Source organism: Rhodobacter aestuarii, assembly GCF_900156655.1.
GTDB classification, from domain to species: domain Bacteria; phylum Pseudomonadota; class Alphaproteobacteria; order Rhodobacterales; family Rhodobacteraceae; genus Rhodobacter; species Rhodobacter aestuarii.
This window is the reverse complement of record NZ_FTOG01000001.1, coordinates 98,543-116,388: the sequence shown is the minus strand read 5'-3', so window position 1 is coordinate 116,388 and position 17,846 is coordinate 98,543. Positions and strand designations below refer to the sequence as shown.

The following is a 17,846-nucleotide window of genomic DNA, read 5'->3' as shown; positions in this document are numbered from 1 at the left end:
CAGCGCCAGCCGCAGAGATAAAAAGCCCGCCTTTCGGCGGGCTTTTCACTGCGATGCGTTTAGGCGTGTGAGTTTAGACGAAGACAGTGTCGTCCAGATCGGCCAAGCCGAAGTTCCGCATCAAGATCGTATCGGCCCCGAAATCAATCTCAAGGTGAGCGCCCAGTTCGTTGAGCGTCGCCGCAGCCTGAAGCGCGGCCAAGCTTCCGATCCCAAGGCCGGACATATCGAGAAGATCGCCTTCGCCCGCATTGAAATCGTTGATCCGATCATGCCCAAAGCTGCCCGAGAAGACAAAGCTATCCGCCCCTGCCCCGCCGCTCAGCGTATCATTGCCCACATCGCCCGTGATCACGTTATCCAAAGCGCTGCCCCGCACGGTCATCGACCCATTGGTGGCGATGGTCTGGGTCTGATCAAGTTGCCCGTCGATGAAGACCTTCTCGGTAACCCGGCCGTCATCATAAAGGATGCGTGTCTGGGTGGGCGTGCCCATCGTGTCATAGCTGTAATTGATCCGCGCGTAGCTTTGCGTATCCAACACATCGACGGTCGATTTCGTGCTGATCACCCCATCAACATAGAGCGCCTCCACCTCTACCCCGGTGTCGTAGATTGTCACCTGCGAGGCAATGCGGCCCTCGTCGTCATAGCTGATCTCGATCCGGTCGTAGCTTTGCGTATTTAGCGTGTCGGTGGTCGTCCGAGAGGCCCGCACCCCGTCGATATACTGCGTCTCGACCTCGACCCCATTGTCATAGACCGCCAACTGCCAAGCAACGCGGCCCTCCGCATCATAGGTGGTCTCGACCCGATCGTAGCTTTGCGTATTCAGCGTGTCGGTGTTCGTCTGGGCGACCCGAACACCATCGACATAGGTGGTCACCACCTCAACGCCGCTCTCATAGCTGATCGTGCGACTGTCGCGTTCCCCCTCCGCATTGTAGGTATTGACCGAAGACGCCAGCGGGCTGGCCGGATCGTTATACACGCGGCGGGTGACGCTCAGGGTGCCCGTTTCATCAAAGATCCGGGTCGACAGATCCCCATTGTCATAGTCCCGCACCTCTTCGCGCAACACATCATTGCCGTCATAGGTGCGGGTGATCTGCGCCCAATCTCTGTCTGCCGTATCAAACCGCACATCTTGGCGCGCATAAGCCAGATTGGTGATCCCCAGATCGCTGTTCCGCCCGACATCGGCAACATCATAGGCGGTTTCCGCCGTTCCGTGATGGGCGGCCAAATATTCGGCGAAGGCATCTTGCTCGGTGCCGGTATCGGCGAAAGTCGCTGCGCCATCGCGCGTGCCATCGGCAATCGTGTCGCCATCAAGATCGTAAAGGTTCACCCGTTGCGCATCGGCAAGCGCATTGAGCGGATAGCCGTCGCCGCCCTCAACCATGAAGTTGAGCGCCACCGCGCGCACCGTCAGCGCCGGGTCGGCCACCATCACACCGTTACGCACCAGCGCAATGAGCGATGCGCCGTTTTCATCGACGATATCGGCTTGGGTGATGCGGGCACCGGCCTCCAGGCTCGGATCGAAGCTGAAGGAGACCCCGGCAAACTGGCCAAAGCCACCGCCCCCCGCATTGGCCGCCGCATGTTCGAGCACTGCGACCAGTTCGGAGGCACTCAGCGTGACAAGCGACAAGCCGTTGTTGAAGGCAAGCGTTGCGGCAATGTCGGTTTGGCTGATCGCACCTGCGGGTTTGATCACATTGCCTGCGCTATCGACCATCTCGGCATTGGCATAGCGTTCCGCTTCGGTACCGCCCGGCGGCACCACCACTTCCCCGATCGAGGCGCGGATGCCGCCCCCGTTCTTGATCGAGACCATCACCGTGTCGTCAAAGCCCTGCGCATAGGCAAGGTTCGCTTTCGCGGTCAAATCCCCAAGGTTGGTTTCTTGGCTGCGCACGCCATCGGTGTCGGTCGCGGTATCCGCGCCGGTGCGGTTGCCGTTCAGGAAGACATTCGAGTAGCCAAAGATATTCGACTGGGTGGAGACGATCTCTGCCTCGATCAGATCGACGATCTGCTGCACTTCGGGGTCAACCAGCGTTTCGGCACCAAGATCGGTCACGCCTTGCGCATCGGTGGCATAGGCGCCCGAGACGGTTTCATCATAGCTGTCGGTAATGATGTGACCGTTTTCGTCGAAATCGACCACAAGGCGGCCAACATATTTGTAGCTGCCATCGGTGTTGACCACCGCAATCGGGTTGCCATCGGCATCGGTGGTGAAGAACGGATATTGACCCTGATCGGTATCGCCGTCGCGCATCCGGTCATCATCGTCGAAGAGCCGTGTGTTCGAGCCCCCCGCAACGATCACATCCACCCCCGAGAGCCGGGTCGCCAGCGCCTCTTCAATGCCGATCATCTGCATATGGGCGAGCAAGATCACCTTGTTCATCGAGGGGTTGGCCGCCAGCAGCGTATCGACCTCTGCCTGAATTTCGGCGGCAAGCGCGTCCAATTGCGCGGGCGTCGGTTGGTTATCAAAGCTGTCTGGCGAAATACCCACCCCGCCGGGCGAGGAAATCCGCCCCAGGGTCGGCGTGGTCGCCCCGACAACGCCGATCAATTCCGTGGTGCCGGTTTGCGCGCTATCGACGGTGAGCACCACCGAGGAGGTCACCGTGCCCGCTTGCGGTGCCTGACCGCCCGTCACTTCAAGGGGCGCAAGGTTTGCATCGGTCGAAAAATCGAGGTTGGTGGAAAGGTAGGGATAGGCCGCGCCGGTGAAGTCATTGCCATCCAGATCGGAGCCGCTAGCCGAACCAGAGATCAGACCAGCCAGATTGGCGGTGCCGAAGTCAAACTCGTGGTTGCCAAGGCTCATCGCCTGCACGCCCAACTCGTTTTGGATCAAGATATCGGCGATCCCGTTTGAGCCAAAGACATTGGCCGAGGCGGTATAGAAGGGCGAACCGAGATAGGCATCCCCCGAGGAAAGCACCAGCGTGTTATCGGCCACTCCGTCATTGCCCAGATCCTGCGCTTTGAGCGCATTGAGAACCGCCGAAAGCCGCGGCGCATCCGCAAGCGCCGAAGTCGAGGCTTCTTGATCCGAGAAATGCAGCAGTTCGAGGGTGAAGTTTTGCGCGGGCGGCGCCGCCTCCCCCACAATATGACCGGGCGAGCCCACCGCAGGCTCGGTGCCATCTGTGCCCGCCGTCCGGTCTGTCGCCACAGCCCCCGACGCATTGCCCACAGTGCTTTCTGCCCCCAGCAACACATCATAGGACGCGCCACTGACCACCGGCCCCGGAACAACCACGCTTTCAATCAGCGTGCCAGATTGCTGCGGGTTGCCCATCCACAAGGTGACGGTATCGCCGTTTTGGCCAAGGCCAGCCCCATCGGTCCAAACGATCTGCACCGCGCTAAGGTCGATACTATTGCCCCAAACCTGCGCAAAATGGAACGCGTCAGCCTCGGTGCCAATCACCACAATTGCCTTTTCCCCCGGTGCCAAGGTGGAAAGACCTTCCACCATATCTGCCGCCGCAGGATCGGCGCTGTCGTCATCGTAATAGAGGGAACCCATCGTCGCCGCGTCATAGGCAATGTCGCTGGTATTGACGATTTCAAACCAATCAGCGGTCAGATCCTCGCCTTCTTGGCCCACCCACACCTCGCTCACGTGCAAGGTCGCCGTTTGCGCAGTGTTTTCCTCGATCTGATAAATCCCAATCGTGCCGGAACCTTCGTTGCTGGCCACGTAAAGCGCGGTGCCGGTCGGGCTTTCCACCGCCGGAATAAAGAGCGTCCCTTCTGGGCTGGTGTCCCCCACAGTGCCTGCGGCCGTGACAAAGCTGACATCTGCCGGATCGGTGACATCAAAGATCAGCGTAGTGTTTGCGCGTTCCAGCCCGACAAAGGCATAGGTCTGGGTGCCAATCACGCCGATGGTCACGCCCTCGGGCTCGGCGCCCTTGTTATCCGAGCGGCCATCATCCCAAAGCCCCGGGAATTGCTCGGCGATGATGCGTTCAATCGCATCGCCCGAGTCAAAGATCATCGCGCCGGTTTCATCAAGGATCGAGAAGGACCGCGCACCATAGGTCAGGATTTGGTCGATATCACCATCGCCATCGGTGTCGCCATTGAGCAGCCCAGAGGACGAGACATTGAGCCGGCCCAGCGCCTCATCCGCCAAAAGCGCGGCTTCATCGGGATAAGTGGCATCATCGAGGTCGAGGTCTTTCAGCCGCGCGCTATCCACGGACACGAAATCATCGCGATCATCGCCCTCATTGGCGATCACGTAATAGGTCTTGCCATCCAGCCCGAGATAAGAGGCAATCGCATCGGGCATGAACTGGCCGATCACCGGGTTGCCCGTGGTCAGGTTGATCCCGCCGTCTTTATCCGAGAAATCGGCGAGCAAGCCCGAGAAATCTTTGCCGCCGAGCGGAATGATCTGGGTGAAAGTGTTGGTGGTCAGATCCAGCACCGCAATCGCATTGGCTTCTTGCAGCGTGACCATCGCCGTCAGCCCGTCTTTCGACACGGCGATATATTCGGGCTCCACATCATCCGAAACGCTTTGGCCTTCAAAGATCCGAACACCCGCTTCGCGCAGGGCATCTTCTTGGCCGTCAAAGGCGGTGAAATCGACCTGCGTGGCCACACCGGCATCTGCCCCGGCGGAAATGTCGATCACCGTCACGCCCCCTTTGGGGTTGAACGTGTCGATATCCACCGGTTCGCCCTCGTTCGCCACAAGGACTTTGGTGCCATCGGGCGAGAAGGTCACCGCATCGGGATGCGAGCCGGTGGTGTAGATCCCAAGCGCGTTGGTCTCGATATTGAGGATCGCCACTTGCCCCGGCGCGGTCGGATCGGCGCTGATGACCGCCACAGCGATCAGCGAACCATGCGCCGCAACCGAGGAAACATCATTCGACGTCAGGCCAAAATCGGTCACGAGATCAATCGACATCACAGGGGCCGGGGTCGCAGGATCGGCGATATCGGTGATATCGACCAATTGCAGCCCGTTCCCCGAAGAGACGATCAGCGTATTGGCGGTAAAGGCCGCAATCTCGGCCCCGTTCAGGGTGAGCGACGCCAGATGGGTCGCATTGAGCGCACCGGTCGCGGCAATCTCGCCCGTGTAGCTTGGCCCGGCATAAGTCGTGACCTCAAGCGGGCTCTCGGGCAGCGCGATGCCAAGGATCAGCGGATCATGGTCCGAGGCACGATAAGGATCGGTGCCATCGAAATAGCTGCCGTCGCGGCCATAATCGAGGTTGTAATCAAGCGCGTCGGCCTCATCGGCGTTGATGTTCCATTCCGCCGCACCGACAATGGCATTGAAGAGAGAGACCGAGGCCAGCGCGTAATCAAGCGTGCCAAGCATCGCATCAAAGAGGTAGGAATAGCCCGCCTCCACAAATTCCGCGACCACGTTCACAAAGCCCGCGTAGCCAGTCAGATAGGCAATCGGATCTTCCGAGGCATAGGCGTTGAAATCCCCCAAAAGCAGCAGGTTTTCGGTCGCCGAACCGGTCGGGTTGGTGTCGAGCCAAGCATCAAGCGCCTGTGCCGCCAGCAGGCGCTGATTGTTAAACGCGCCCGCGCCATCGCCCGCATCGGCATCCGCACCCATGCCAGTGCCCCCCTTCGATTTGAAGTGGTTCACGACAACGGTCATTTCCGCGTCGCCCTCCAGCGTCGCGAAGGTCGCGGCAATCGGCGCGCGCGAGGTGCTGTCGCCATTAAAGATACCGCCAACCGTGCTTTGGCCGATCAGCCCCGGATCGACCTCGGCATCGGTCAAGATCGCGGTGGTGGTGCCCGCAGCCAACATCACTTTGTCAGTGCGGTAGATCATCCCTGCCGCGATGGCATCATCCCCGGCGAACTCTTGGCCGGGATCAACCCATCCCCAAACCTCGCTGCCTTCGGCGGCATTCAGTGCGGCCACCAGCGCGGCAATGGCAATGCCCCGATCCCCTTGCGCCATGCCATCAGCCGGGGCCAAGCCGCCATCAAAGAAGTCGTTTTCCAACTCCAATAAGCCAATGATATCGACCCCAAGCCCCGAGATTGCCGAAACCAATTTCTGCAACTGGCGGTCATATTCTTCGGTGCTGTCGGCCCCACGGGCCTGCTGGTCGAGCGTCTCCCCCACGCCCTCAACGCCGCTGCCATCAATCGAGGTGAAGAAATTCAACACGTTGAAGCTGGCAACTTTGATGTCACCCGCAACACTCGCCACCGCATCAGGGCGGGCATTGGTATCTTCGAAGGTATTCTCGCCATCTTCGGTGGAACGGATGCGCCACGTCGCGCTAGAGGCAGAATTTCCCGCCCATTGATAATCGAGCACCCCGCTCAGATCGGTGATCGTATCCCCCATCGACGGCGCGGTGGCCGCGGAATAGCCTTGCAGCCCGTCCAGCAGGTCAATGGCTTGGTTTTGCGCGTTCAGCCCATCATCATAAACGATCTGGCGTGCAGCGACCGCGGCCAGATAAGCATCATAGCCCGCCGCATCGGGGTCATTGAATTGGGTATATTGGAACGGCCGCGCGCCCACCAAGGTCGTGCCCCCCGGCCCGGTCTGTTCAAACCCGTTGGCATCAAACAGGGTCATCTCATTGAAACGGTCGAGGTTATATTGCTCGGTGATCGTCAGCGTGTTGGCCACGGTGACGCGCATCCCTTCATAGGCCTCCAGATCGGCCTGATAGCCCCCATCTTGGGCCAAGCTCACATCGCCACCAAGCGTAATCACCGCCGCTGTGGGCAGCGTATTGCCCGAGGAAAGTACCTGCACCGAACTGACCGAACCAATCTGGCTCTGGCCGAAATATTCCCCCACAACACCGGTGACGCGCACTTTGTCACCAATTTGCACATCGGTGCCAAAGCTGCCGTCGTAGACGAAAATCCCTTCCGAACTCAGCGCATTGCCATCGGCATCGGTATCTTCTTCTTGCAGGTAAAAGCCCCCCAGATTGCGCGCCGTGTCGGCATCGCCGTTTTGGAAATCCCCCACCACAATCGCTTCAACAGTGACGGTCTGCCCCAGCAACGGGCTGGCATCGCCATTGTCATTGCCGCTCACAAGGTTCGTGCCCTGCGTCGTCGGCGTTCCCTGAATTTCAGAGATCAGGGTGATCTCATCATTCAAGATCGTCCCTGTCGCGGTCGCCACCGAAATGCCAGAGCCCGCCGAAGGATTTGACAGCGTGACGGTGAGGGTTTCATGCGCCTCCCGCACCGTGTCGCCAGTGACGGTGACACGAAGCTGCTGTTCGGCCTCCCCATCGGCAAAGCTAATAGTGCCCGCAGCGGCAACATAATCCTCGCCCGCAAGCGCGGTGCCATCGGCACTCGCCCAATCGACCGTTGCACTGCCCGTGGCATCGCTGCGCGTGACGGTGAAGACCATCTCGACGGTGCCCGCATCGCCCTCTGTCACCTGCGCATCAGCGATTGAAAATACCGGCGTCACGGCGCCGCCCACGAAACTCTGCCCGGCATTGATCGTTCCCGCAGAGTTCACCGCTGGCGCGGTCCAGCTGAAATCTTCATAGACCGCCCCTGTGCCCGTAAGCTGCAAGGACTGCCCCACAGGCGTGTTGCCCGTTTCCGCAACGCCAATATCGCTCGAGTTCAGCCCCGCCGCCGGGCCATCTGCGGCGGTCATTTCACCTTCATAGCTGAGGAACTGAACCACCTCGCCCAAGGCATTGACCAAGGCAATCGCATCGCGGGGGCCGTTTTGAAGCCCTGACGCGGCAAAAGACCGGGTGCCATAGCCCGCGCCCTCATCGGCAAGACTACCGGACAGTGCAATCGTAACGTAAGCCGCCCCACTGCTGGCGTTATTGCCGTTGTACAGAACCAGCGACCAACCTGAGAGGTCGGCCCCAGCCGGACCGACAATCTCGACGAACTCGTTCTCGTCACCTGCCAAATTGTCGTAATGGATTTCGTTGATGAAAACCTGCGTGACGGAACGAACCATGTTATCCCTCGCAATATGTTTGATTTACGCAAGCCAGCGGGTTGCGCGTTAGAAGCGGTGCTAGAGCGAAGGAAAATCCCGAGCGCTCCAAATATTAAGCAAAGGTTTACCGCGAATCTGTAACGGGTTTATGGCCCACAAAAGCAGGCAACCGCCCCATTGCGGCCCCTTGGCGTCGGTGCGACGGGCCTAGCGTGGCGTTTCAAAGCCATGCCCACAATTCCCCCGTTGGGGAATGGACGGACAGGCGCGCAAGCACTGCCAAGCGATTCCGCCTTAGCGCTTGCCAGAGAACAGCCGCTCAACCAATGGGTGGCAAGCAGGCAGAAAAGGCCCATAAACTAAGGTTTTCAGTAATTGACAGGAATCAAGAACCCTCACAATTATGTTGATGGTTGATTTTGCGTAAACCTTTGGCTGCTCGGGAGGGGCCGCGGTGCGCGACAATTGCTATTAGGCCGATTTCCGGCTGTCGAAAGAATTCGAGTGGCGCGCCGCGCGAGGTGCAGAATTTGACCAGTATCTAAGGGCGGCCTTTTGCTGCCCTAAGTTTATTGGGGGCTATTCGTTCGATGAAAGACACCGTCACTTTTGACCGCATCACCGTGGCTGCGGATCAGTTCGCGCTTTTCTCTTCGATCGAACCGATCGTTGCAGCCAAAACAGACGGGTCCGCACTGCGCGCCCGCCCCACCCCTTTCAAGGCGCAACGTCGACTGGCCCAAGGCGGCATGGCGACGGTTTCGGTGCTCGCCTTGGCCGCTTGTCAAGGCGGAGGCAGCGGCGGCTCCGGGTCTTCGGCCAACGGAACCAGCGGCGTTGTTGTGAAGGGCCCGGTGGAAGGGGCCTTTGTGTTCTCGGATAACAACGACAACGGTGTCTTCGACGAAGGTGAAGCCTATGGCATCACCGGCTCCGACGGGAGCTTCCTGCTGGCCGATGGCGACATCGACCCCGGCGCCCCCATCATCGCCAATCTGGAAGGCGCGGTCGATACCACCTCGGGCCGAGTGTACGGCGAGGGCGAGACCTTTACCGCGCCGGCTGGCTCGACCGTCATCAGCGCTTATACCACGATGATGCAAGAAGAGGGCTGGTCCGCAGACGCTTTGGGCACGCTTTTGGGGCTTGAGGCAGGGGAATTCGATCCGACGACCTTCAACCCCTATGCGGACGGAACCGACCCCACCCTCGCGTTGGTGGCGGAAGGCCGCGCCCAACAGATCATGGCGATTGTTGATACCTTGACCGCCGTACTGGAAGCCGCAGGCCTTGAAGGCGAAACCGCATATGACCTTGTGCAAGAAGTCGTGGCCGGTCGATTGGACGACGATTTTGACTCGATCGGCGCGATGATCTATCAGGTGATTGACGATCTGCTCGCCAAGGAAGTGGTGCAAGAAGCCGAAGGTGGCGTAACACACCAAGTTCTTTCGGGGTTGCAAGCTGACCTGATCAATGCCCTCGAAGAAGTCTTGATGCAAATTGCGGCCGTCACAGATTTGGGTGATGGCGAGATGGTCCCAGCCTATCAACTGGTTGTTGAGTTGATTGAACAAGCCAAAGCCGCAGCTTTGGCTGAAGCAAATCAATCCGGCTCAGGGAATATCCCTCTTGGGGATGATGGGGTTGCCGCCGCCATGGTGGAAGACATTGCCACCAACGCCGCCCCTGAAATGACGGATTGGAGCGGTCAGGTGACGGTCTCGGAAGATACCAGCACGCTTGTCGTTTTGACCGCAGCCGCGACCGATGCCGATGGTGATACGATCACCTACGGCTTGACGGGCCCCGATGCGGATAAATTCTTCATTGATGAAGCCTCCGGCGAAGTGACCTTCCTCGACCAACCGGATTTCGAAGAAAAGGCGAGCTTCCGTTTCACCGTTACCGCCGATGATGGTCTGGAAAGCACCGCGCGCCAAGTGACCGTGACGATCACCGACGCCAATGACGCGCCGCGCTTTGGAAAATTCGATAGCAGCCCCGAAATCGCCGAAAATACTGTCGACGCAGAAGTCGTCACGGTCACGGCGCGCGACCAAGATGGCGATACGCTGAGTTATGCGCTCACCTCGGGCGGTGACGCGGATGCTTTCACCATTGATGCCGCGACCGGTGTGCTCCGCTTCAACGGCTCCCCCGATTACGAGACGCAAAAAACCTACAAAATCCAGGTCGAAGTCACAGACGGCATTGCCACCGAGACGCAAGAGATCACCGTTTCGGTGACAGATGCCAATGATGCCCCCGTGATGGAGCAATGGCAAAGCAACCTGACCGTTGATGAAAACATCGCCGATCCGGCCTTGGTCACGGCACAAGCCAGCGATGAAGATGGCGATACGCTCAGCTATGCGCTTTCGGGCGATGATGCGAGCGCCTTCACCATTGATGCGGCGACAGGCGCAATCAGCTTCAAAGATACGCCCAACTATGAAGAACAGGCGAGCTACAGCTTCACGGTGACCGCCAGCGATGGAAACGGTGGTACAGTCGACCAAGCCGTGAGCGTGGCCATCACTGACGTCAACGACGCCCCGGTGTTTGACGATTGGGAAAGCGCGCTCTCGGTGGCGGAAAACACCACCAATCTGTTTTTGGTAGACGCAACGGCAACGGACGAAGACGCGGGTGCCACCCTTTCCTATGCGCTTTCGGGCGCCGATGATGCGGCCTTCACCATTGATAGCGCGACGGGCGCGATCAGCTTCAAAGCCTCGCCCAATTACGAGGCAAAAGACAGCTATAGCGTTACCGTGAGCGTGTTTGACGGAGCAAACACGGTTACGCGCGACATCACCGTTACCGTGGAAGATGTACCGGAAGCGCCAGAGATCACCGCGATCTCGCCCACGGAGGTCGATGAAAATACGATTGATTTCAGCTTCACGGTCTCGGCCATCGATCAAGATAGCACTGGCCTAACCTTCGCGCTGGAAGGGGACGATAAAGATGCATTCTCGCTCGGCCCAACCGCAATCGCGGAGAATGTTGGCGGATATGGCGGTTCCGCCCAAGTGTCTGTGGCCCTGAACACGCCTCCTGACTATGAAATGCAAGATCAGTATGCGCTGACCATTGTCGTCTCGGATGGTGTGAATGAAACCCGCGAGAACGTGACGATCACCGTTCAGGATGTGGACGAGCGCCCCGTTTGGACAGTCACGCCGGACGAATTCGTCATCGTTGACGAGAACACCACGGATTTGCTCGTGACGACAGCTTTGGCCGAGGACCCGGAAGGGCAAAGCATCATCTATTCGCTTCTTGGTACCAATCCGGACGCGTTCAGCATCAACCAGTCCACCGGCGAAATCAGCTTTAAAGTGTCACCGGATTACGAGACCGAACAGCAATACAATCTGACGGTCATTGCGACGCAGGCAGACGGGCAGTTGGCGCGTCCTAGCTTCGTCACGATTTGGGTTGAGGATGTCAATGAAGCGCCGGAGTTGATGCTCTCGGCCGAGAGCGTGACCCTATCTGAGGACCTTGACGGAGATACCTACGTCCTGAACGCTCTGGCGAGCGATGTTGATCGCGGCGACGAGGTCACCCTCTCGCTCACCGGGGTGGATGCAAAGTACTTCCATATTGATCAAGACAGCGGCGATATCGAGTTTAGCGGAAAGGCGCCCTATCCGGATTATGAAGCCAAATCGGAATATAGCTTTACCGTTGTGGCGACAGATAAGGGCGGGCTGAGCGACAGTCAGGATGTGACGGTGAGCCTCACCAATGTCGATCCGCTGGTACATCTGACGGTGGATACTACGCTTTTCGCAACGGCGGGCGCAAGTTATGAGGCGGCTCTCTCAACTGTTGAAGGGGCGACCGCCGAGTTTTTTGCAAGTTACCCGGCGTGGAGCATGGTTCTTGATGACATCTTCAGCACCGGTTTGGACGACTTGTCGCCCACCGTGTCCTCTAGCGGGATTACGGTCACAAGCAATATTTCGGGCAATTCCGTCGCCTTCAACTTCGTCAATTTCAACCCCGATTCCGTTGAAAGCCTGATCACCACCATTCAAAACTTTAGTGCGAGCGGTGACTTCAATGATCTGACGATTTCGGGTGGCTTTGTGTCCATGGAGATTAAAGATTCAAATGGCGATCTTCTGGCCTCACTGTCCAATACCGCCAATGGGATGGAGTTCTTCATTGAAGGCGTGACCACGGGCCAAATGGATACGCTGGTGCTCAACGGCAGCTTCGGCAACCAGATCGTTGATTATATTGCGCTTTGGGAGACGATCGAAACCGTTGCGTTGGACCCCTCCGCAACCGATCTGGACGGGGCCTTGACCCTGCTCTCTGGGCTCAATGACCTGATCGACATGACCGGCATTTCGATGATGGCACAGGGCACAACCCTTGCCACCGTCAGCCTTGACAGCACCGATACGGCACAGAGCCTGACATATACGCTAGGCGATCATGTCTTCACGATTGCGGTCGATGGCCTGCCCGGCTTGATCGAGGGCATGATTGACGCCGCAGGTGGCGCCGAAGCCTTCATCGATGCCGCCATGGCCGGGTTCTATGTGGAATCAGGAGAATGGAACCCGGGCCAGCAACAGATCGGAGATACGACTGTTAACTACACGGAGACTTACGAGGAACTCTCTATCTTTTATCATTTCACCTCAACGTATTACGAGTACGGAGACGGTCCCTCTTCCGGTTATTATTGGATTGATGAAGAGAGCAATATCCTAGGCTGGAGCGAAACGTGGGAAGGCGGAATCGATCCGGAGCTAAGCGGAGAACCCAGTTATATTGACGGCTGGGGTTTCGATGGCTTTGGCAACTGGCTAACCGAAGCAGAATATGTCGCGCTTCATGACATCCTCTCGAATATCCAAGACTATCTTGGCGATTTGGATGATGGCATCAATGCGCTCGCACTTAGCATCGACTACAGCATCGCGGGCGATAGCGTGTTGTCGCTGGATGTCGACAAAATCGCTGATTTCTTCGCAGCTGTTCAAGACTCGCAGGTCGGTCCGGGCGATCCTAGCCAACTCATCGCCGAATACACTGCAGATGACGGCACCACCCCGGTGACGGAACTGAGCAACCCCGGTGAAGATTGGGCGATCACGCTTGTGGGCTTGGAAGCGGATGATCTTTCAAGCTTCGCGGGTGGGTTCCTCGACAGTCAGGTGCTTGCCACTTCATGAGACTGAATTTCGCCTGCCTTATCGGCACAATCCTTCTGGCGCTTGCGGGGAAACCCGCAGGCGCTTTCGAGCTGTTTTTGGGGGCCACGTCTGACCTCCGCCTTCCGACCTCTGGCTCTGGGGGCGCGGGCAGTGATTTCGGCTTCTCCACCTCTGGCTCAGAGAGCAGCACCCCAAGCAATACCCGCGTGCGCCCAACGCTGTTTGTGGCCGCGCGGCAGGGCTTGCGAGAGACTGGCGCAATGCGCTTTGGCCTTACCGGAGAACTCCACAGCGTTTCTGGCAAGGTGAATTATCCGGAAGGGTTTTACGTCGGGGCGGTGCATTTCACCGATCCCACGCAGGCGCGCCTGACGGGCTGGGATCTGTCTGTCGGTCCCTATGCCACTTGGGCCCCCAAACCTTGGATGGAGTTGGAGGCCGATCTGTTTGTGACGCATCAGCGGCTCAAGCTGAAAACAGATATGGGCAGCTGGCACATGACCGATACGCTGACCCGCACCTTCCCGCAGGCCCGGCTTGCGGCAAGTTGGCGGGTCGCGGTTCCGCAACTGGGCGATGGGCGCGAGATGCGTTTGCGGCTGGATTACACCGCAAGCCGCTACGACCGGGCCGTGAACCTTGCTCTTCTGGCGAAGGTGTTTTGATGCCCTGTACCGCCCCCAATACGCGCGCATGGAGCCGTGCCGAAACATGAGCGACAAGATCACGCTTGAGGGGCAGGACTACGAGATCGCGCATCTGAGCACGGGCGGCCAAGCCTTGGCCAAGCAGATTGCTCAGGTGCAACATCACCTTGATGAGCGGCTGCGGATGCGCGAGGTGCTGCTGAAGGCGCGCGCCGCCTATCTGGCCGAGTTGCGCGCCGAGGTGGTCAAACAACAGTCGGGGGTCGATCTGTCGCGGCTCCTTGATGACTTCTAAAGCTCCGGGAGGGGGCGCATGCCACGCATCAAGATAGAGGATCTCGATTTCAATTCAGAGGATCTGAGCGATCTGGGCAAGGCGCATCTGGCCAATCTCGATTTCGTCGAAAAGCAGTTGCGGCGCTTGCAGGGCGAGGTGCTTGCCTTCCAGACCGCCCGGCAAACCTATCTGGCCGCGCTGAAGGCCGAGGTCGCCAAAACTGCGGCGGTGAAAGGGTAAGACATGCACAGCGCAATACGCTTGATGACCGGCGCGCTGGTGCTTGCGGCCTGTGCGCCGCAGACCGACGGGCTGCAACTGATGCAATCAGAAATAGATATGCGGCTGGCTGCTGGGATTGCAGAGCCCGCGCCGACCACCGCACTTTCGGGCAAGGTGGCGCAAGATTTCACCACCGCGCTGCGCAATGCCTTGCTGGCCGATCCCGGCTATCGTGCAGCGCGGGCCAGCGAAGCACAGGCAGAGGCGCAAATTGCGGTGGCCCAAAGTGGGCGGCGCCCGCAACTTACGGGCTCGGCAATGGCGGGCCGGATCGAAGAACATGGCGGCACCACCCCCGACAAGACCACTGGGGCGAGTGGTGATCTGACCTTGACGCAACTGCTTTACGATGGGGGCGCCAGCACCGCGCAGGTGGATCGCAGCACCGCCGAAGCCCTTGTTGCCCGGGCAGAGCGGCGGGTGCAGGAAAACGCGGTTTTACTAGAGGCCGCGCGCGCTTGGATTGATTGGCAATCGGCGGCGTCGCGGCTTGCCGCGCTCGACCGTCGGGCTGCGCAGATGGATGAGATGATCGGTCAAATCGAACGGCTGGCGAGTGCCGGGACGTTTGACCGTAGCGCGCTAGATACGGCGCGAGGAAAAGCGCTTGATGTCAAGCTGATGCGCCGCGATCTTGCCGCAGAACTTGCCGATGCACGGATCCGGTTCGAACAGCGCTTTGGGGCCGCCCCCGCACGGCTTGGCGCGGCACAATTGCCGTCACAAAAACTGCGCCAAGCCCAGCGCGAAGATGCGTGGCGGCAGGCGCCAATTTTGCAACGCGCCGCCGCAGCCTTGATTGCCGCGCGGGCGGGCGTTGCGGCAGCCCAAGCCGGGTTCCGGCCCGAAGTCAGCGTGCAGGTGGGTGCGACCACGCCCATGCAAAGCGACGACAGTTCGGATGTGATGGCGGGGGTCCGACTGCGCTATACGTTCCACGATGGCGGGCGCCGCAAGGCGCAGCTAGAGGCCAGCACGCAAACCGTCGCCGCGCGCGAAGCGGCCTTGGCCGATGCGCAACGCAGCGCGCGGGCAGAACATCGCGCCGCCGTTGCGCAACTGCAAACCCTGCACAGCACAACGGGCCTTCTGGCGCAAAAGGCCACGCTGCTGGCCGAACACGCACGCACAGCGCGGTCTCAGATCGCCACCGGGCAATCCGATCTGGGGGCCCTGATCGCGACCGAGGTCGAAGCCTACCAAACCGAGGAACGCAAGATCACAACGCAGGCCGCGCTCATGCTGGCGCAGATCGAGATTGCCGCGGGCACCGGTGATCTGGCGCAGATTGTTGGGGTGGACGCCCCATGACTTTGGCGCCAAGCATGAAGGAGCGCCGCAGATGACCGCTGTGACCAGCCTCTCTGCGGAGGATGCGCAAAGCGCGAAAACCTCAGACCCAATGGCGGAAAAAACGCTGATCTTGGCCGTGCAAAAGCTGCTCGCGCTCTCGGGAAAAGCCTTTTCCGAGGGTGCAGTGCGCGATTTGCCAGACCTTGTGGGCGAGCGGTTTGACCCGCGCGCCGCCGTTTCCGCGCTGGCGCATCTGGGCCATGACGCAAGCTTTGGCGAAATGCCCCCTGCCGATCTGCGCCCCGGCCATTGCCCGGCGATTGGCTTTGACGCTGCGCAACATGCGGTGCTGATCGTGTCGATTGAAAAAGACGGCAGCGCGCGCGTGATCCGATTCGAGGGGGAAAGCCCCGAAGAGGTGCTGCCCGCAGACCTCTGGCGCAGCCTGCTCTCCCCCTATTTCCTGTTGTCTCGCAAAGGCAGCGCCTCGCCCCAACGCAATGGCGACTGGTTTTGGGGCGCGCTCAAACAAAGCCGCTGGCTTTTTGCGCAAGTGATCATTGCGGCGATGGTGACCAACTTCCTTGGTCTCTCCGTCTCGCTTTTCACGATGGTCGTCTATGACCGGGTCGTGCCAAATGCCGCCACAGAATCCCTGATCGCGCTCACCATCGGCGTGCTGATCGCGCTGTCTTTTGACTTTATTATCAAGACGCTCCGGGGGCAGTTTGTCGATCATGCCTCCAAGCGCGCCGATTTGAGCGTGTCGCGGCAAATCTTCGAGCGGATCTTGTCGATGCGGCTCGATACACGAGTGCGCAACTCGGGCGCGATGGCCAGCATCGTGCGCGAATTCGACACTTTGCGCGAGTTTTTCACCTCGGCCACGCTCTTGGCCGTGGTCGATCTGCCCTTCATCTTCTTTTTCATCTGGGTGATCTGGATGATCGCTGGCCCCTTGGCGCTGGTGCATTTCGTCGCCGTGCCGGTTGTCATTGGCGTCGGGCTGGTGCTGCAACCTTTCTTGGCGCGCATCTCCGAAGGCACCATGACCAGCGCCATGTCAAAACAAGCGGTGCTTGTCGAAACGCTGAACGGGCTGGAAACGGTGCAGGCGACAGGCTCGGGGCGGCTGATGCGGCGCCGGTTCGAAGAAGCGGTCGACGCCCAATCCGATCTGGGCTTTCGCAACCGGATGCTGTCGCAACTGGCGATCAACTCGGCGGGCTCGACCCAGCAACTCGCGCAGGTGGCGACCATCTTCTTTGGCGTTTTCCTGATCCAAGAAGGCAGCATCACGATGGGGGCGATGATTGCCGCCGTGATCCTTGGCGGGCGGGCTTTGGCGCCGCTTTCGCAATTGGCCGCCGCTCTGTCGCGCGCCAATGCGGCGCGGCAAGCCTATCGCTCGCTGTCGGCCTTCATGGCCGAAAGTGAAACGCCCGAGGCAACAACCACCCCCCGGCTCAGCCGCCCCGTTTTGCGCGGCGAGATTGAGCTGCGTGGGGTGAGCTACACTTTCCCCGGCACAAAAGCCCCCGTCCTGCGCGATCTGAGCCTAAAGATCCCAGCCGGGCAAAAGCTTGCTTTGGTGGGCCGCATGGGCTCTGGCAAATCCACGCTTTTACGGCTGCTTGCGGGGCTAGTGGAGCCGACAGAGGGCTCGGTCTTGATTGATGGCGTTGATCTGCGCCAGATCGACCGGTCGGACCTGCGCCGCAATCTTGGCGTGATGCTGCAAGACAGCTGGCTCTTTTCCGGCACGCTCAAGGAAAACCTGCAAATGGGCTTTTACGAATATGATGACGCCCATCTTTTGCAGGTCGCCAAAGTGGCCGGGGTTGATGATTTCGTCGGGCGCCATCCGCAGGGATATGACATGGCCGTGAAAGAGCGTGGCGAGGGGCTCTCGGGCGGGCAGCGCCAATCCATCAACCTTGCCCGCGCCCTTCTCCATAACCCCAATATGTTGCTGCTCGATGAGCCCACAAGCGCGATGGACCGCGCCACCGAAAGCGTGGTTCTGGAGCGTTTGGCCGGTTGGGCGGCGGGGCGCACGGTGGTGGCCGTGACGCACCGCAATAGCCTCTTTGATATGGTGGACCGGGTGCTGGTGATCGATCAGGGGGCGGTGATCGCCGACACCACCCCCGATAAGCTGCGCGCCGCGCAGCGTTAGGGGG

At 59.6% G+C, this 17,846-nt stretch carries 7 protein-coding genes; 6 read left to right on the top strand and 1 reads right to left on the bottom strand.

All coding sequences use genetic code 11. The features are described 5' to 3' along the window. Positions 1–73: 73 nt before the first annotated feature. On the bottom strand, positions 74–7,996 hold the full coding sequence (locus tag BW967_RS00460) for an ExeM/NucH family extracellular endonuclease (RefSeq protein WP_076483076.1): 7,923 nt from the start codon (positions 7,994–7,996) through the stop codon (positions 74–76). Positions 7,997–8,568: 572 nt separating this feature from the next. Between BW967_RS00460 and BW967_RS00455 the strand changes: the two genes are divergently transcribed. Genes BW967_RS00455 through BW967_RS00430 form a run of 6 tightly spaced genes read left to right on the top strand, consistent with a single transcriptional unit; the run spans position 8,569 to position 17,842 of the window. Next, the gene (locus BW967_RS00455; RefSeq protein ID WP_076483075.1) at positions 8,569–13,182 is read left to right on the top strand and encodes a cadherin domain-containing protein; all 4,614 of its coding nucleotides are present in this window, start codon (positions 8,569–8,571) and stop codon (positions 13,180–13,182) included. After that, on the top strand, positions 13,179–13,829 hold the full coding sequence (locus BW967_RS00450; RefSeq protein ID WP_076483074.1) for a hypothetical protein: 651 nt from the start codon (positions 13,179–13,181) through the stop codon (positions 13,827–13,829). The genes BW967_RS00455 and BW967_RS00450 overlap by 4 nt, the downstream gene beginning before the upstream one ends. Positions 13,830–13,875: 46 nt before the next feature. Then, positions 13,876–14,106, top strand: coding sequence for a hypothetical protein (locus BW967_RS00445; protein ID WP_076483073.1), 231 nt, complete (start codon positions 13,876–13,878; stop codon positions 14,104–14,106). 18 nt (positions 14,107–14,124) lie between these two features. After that, entirely contained in the window at positions 14,125–14,328 is a 204-nt protein-coding gene (locus BW967_RS00440) for a DUF6447 family protein (RefSeq protein WP_076483072.1), read from the top strand. A gap of 3 nt (positions 14,329–14,331) precedes the next feature. Next, on the top strand, positions 14,332–15,681 hold the full coding sequence (locus BW967_RS00435; protein ID WP_083951828.1) for a TolC family protein: 1,350 nt from the start codon (positions 14,332–14,334) through the stop codon (positions 15,679–15,681). A 31-nt stretch (positions 15,682–15,712) separates the two neighbouring features. Continuing rightward, on the top strand, positions 15,713–17,842 hold the full coding sequence (locus BW967_RS00430) for a type I secretion system permease/ATPase (protein WP_076483070.1): 2,130 nt from the start codon (positions 15,713–15,715) through the stop codon (positions 17,840–17,842). Positions 17,843–17,846: the final 4 nt, after the last annotated feature.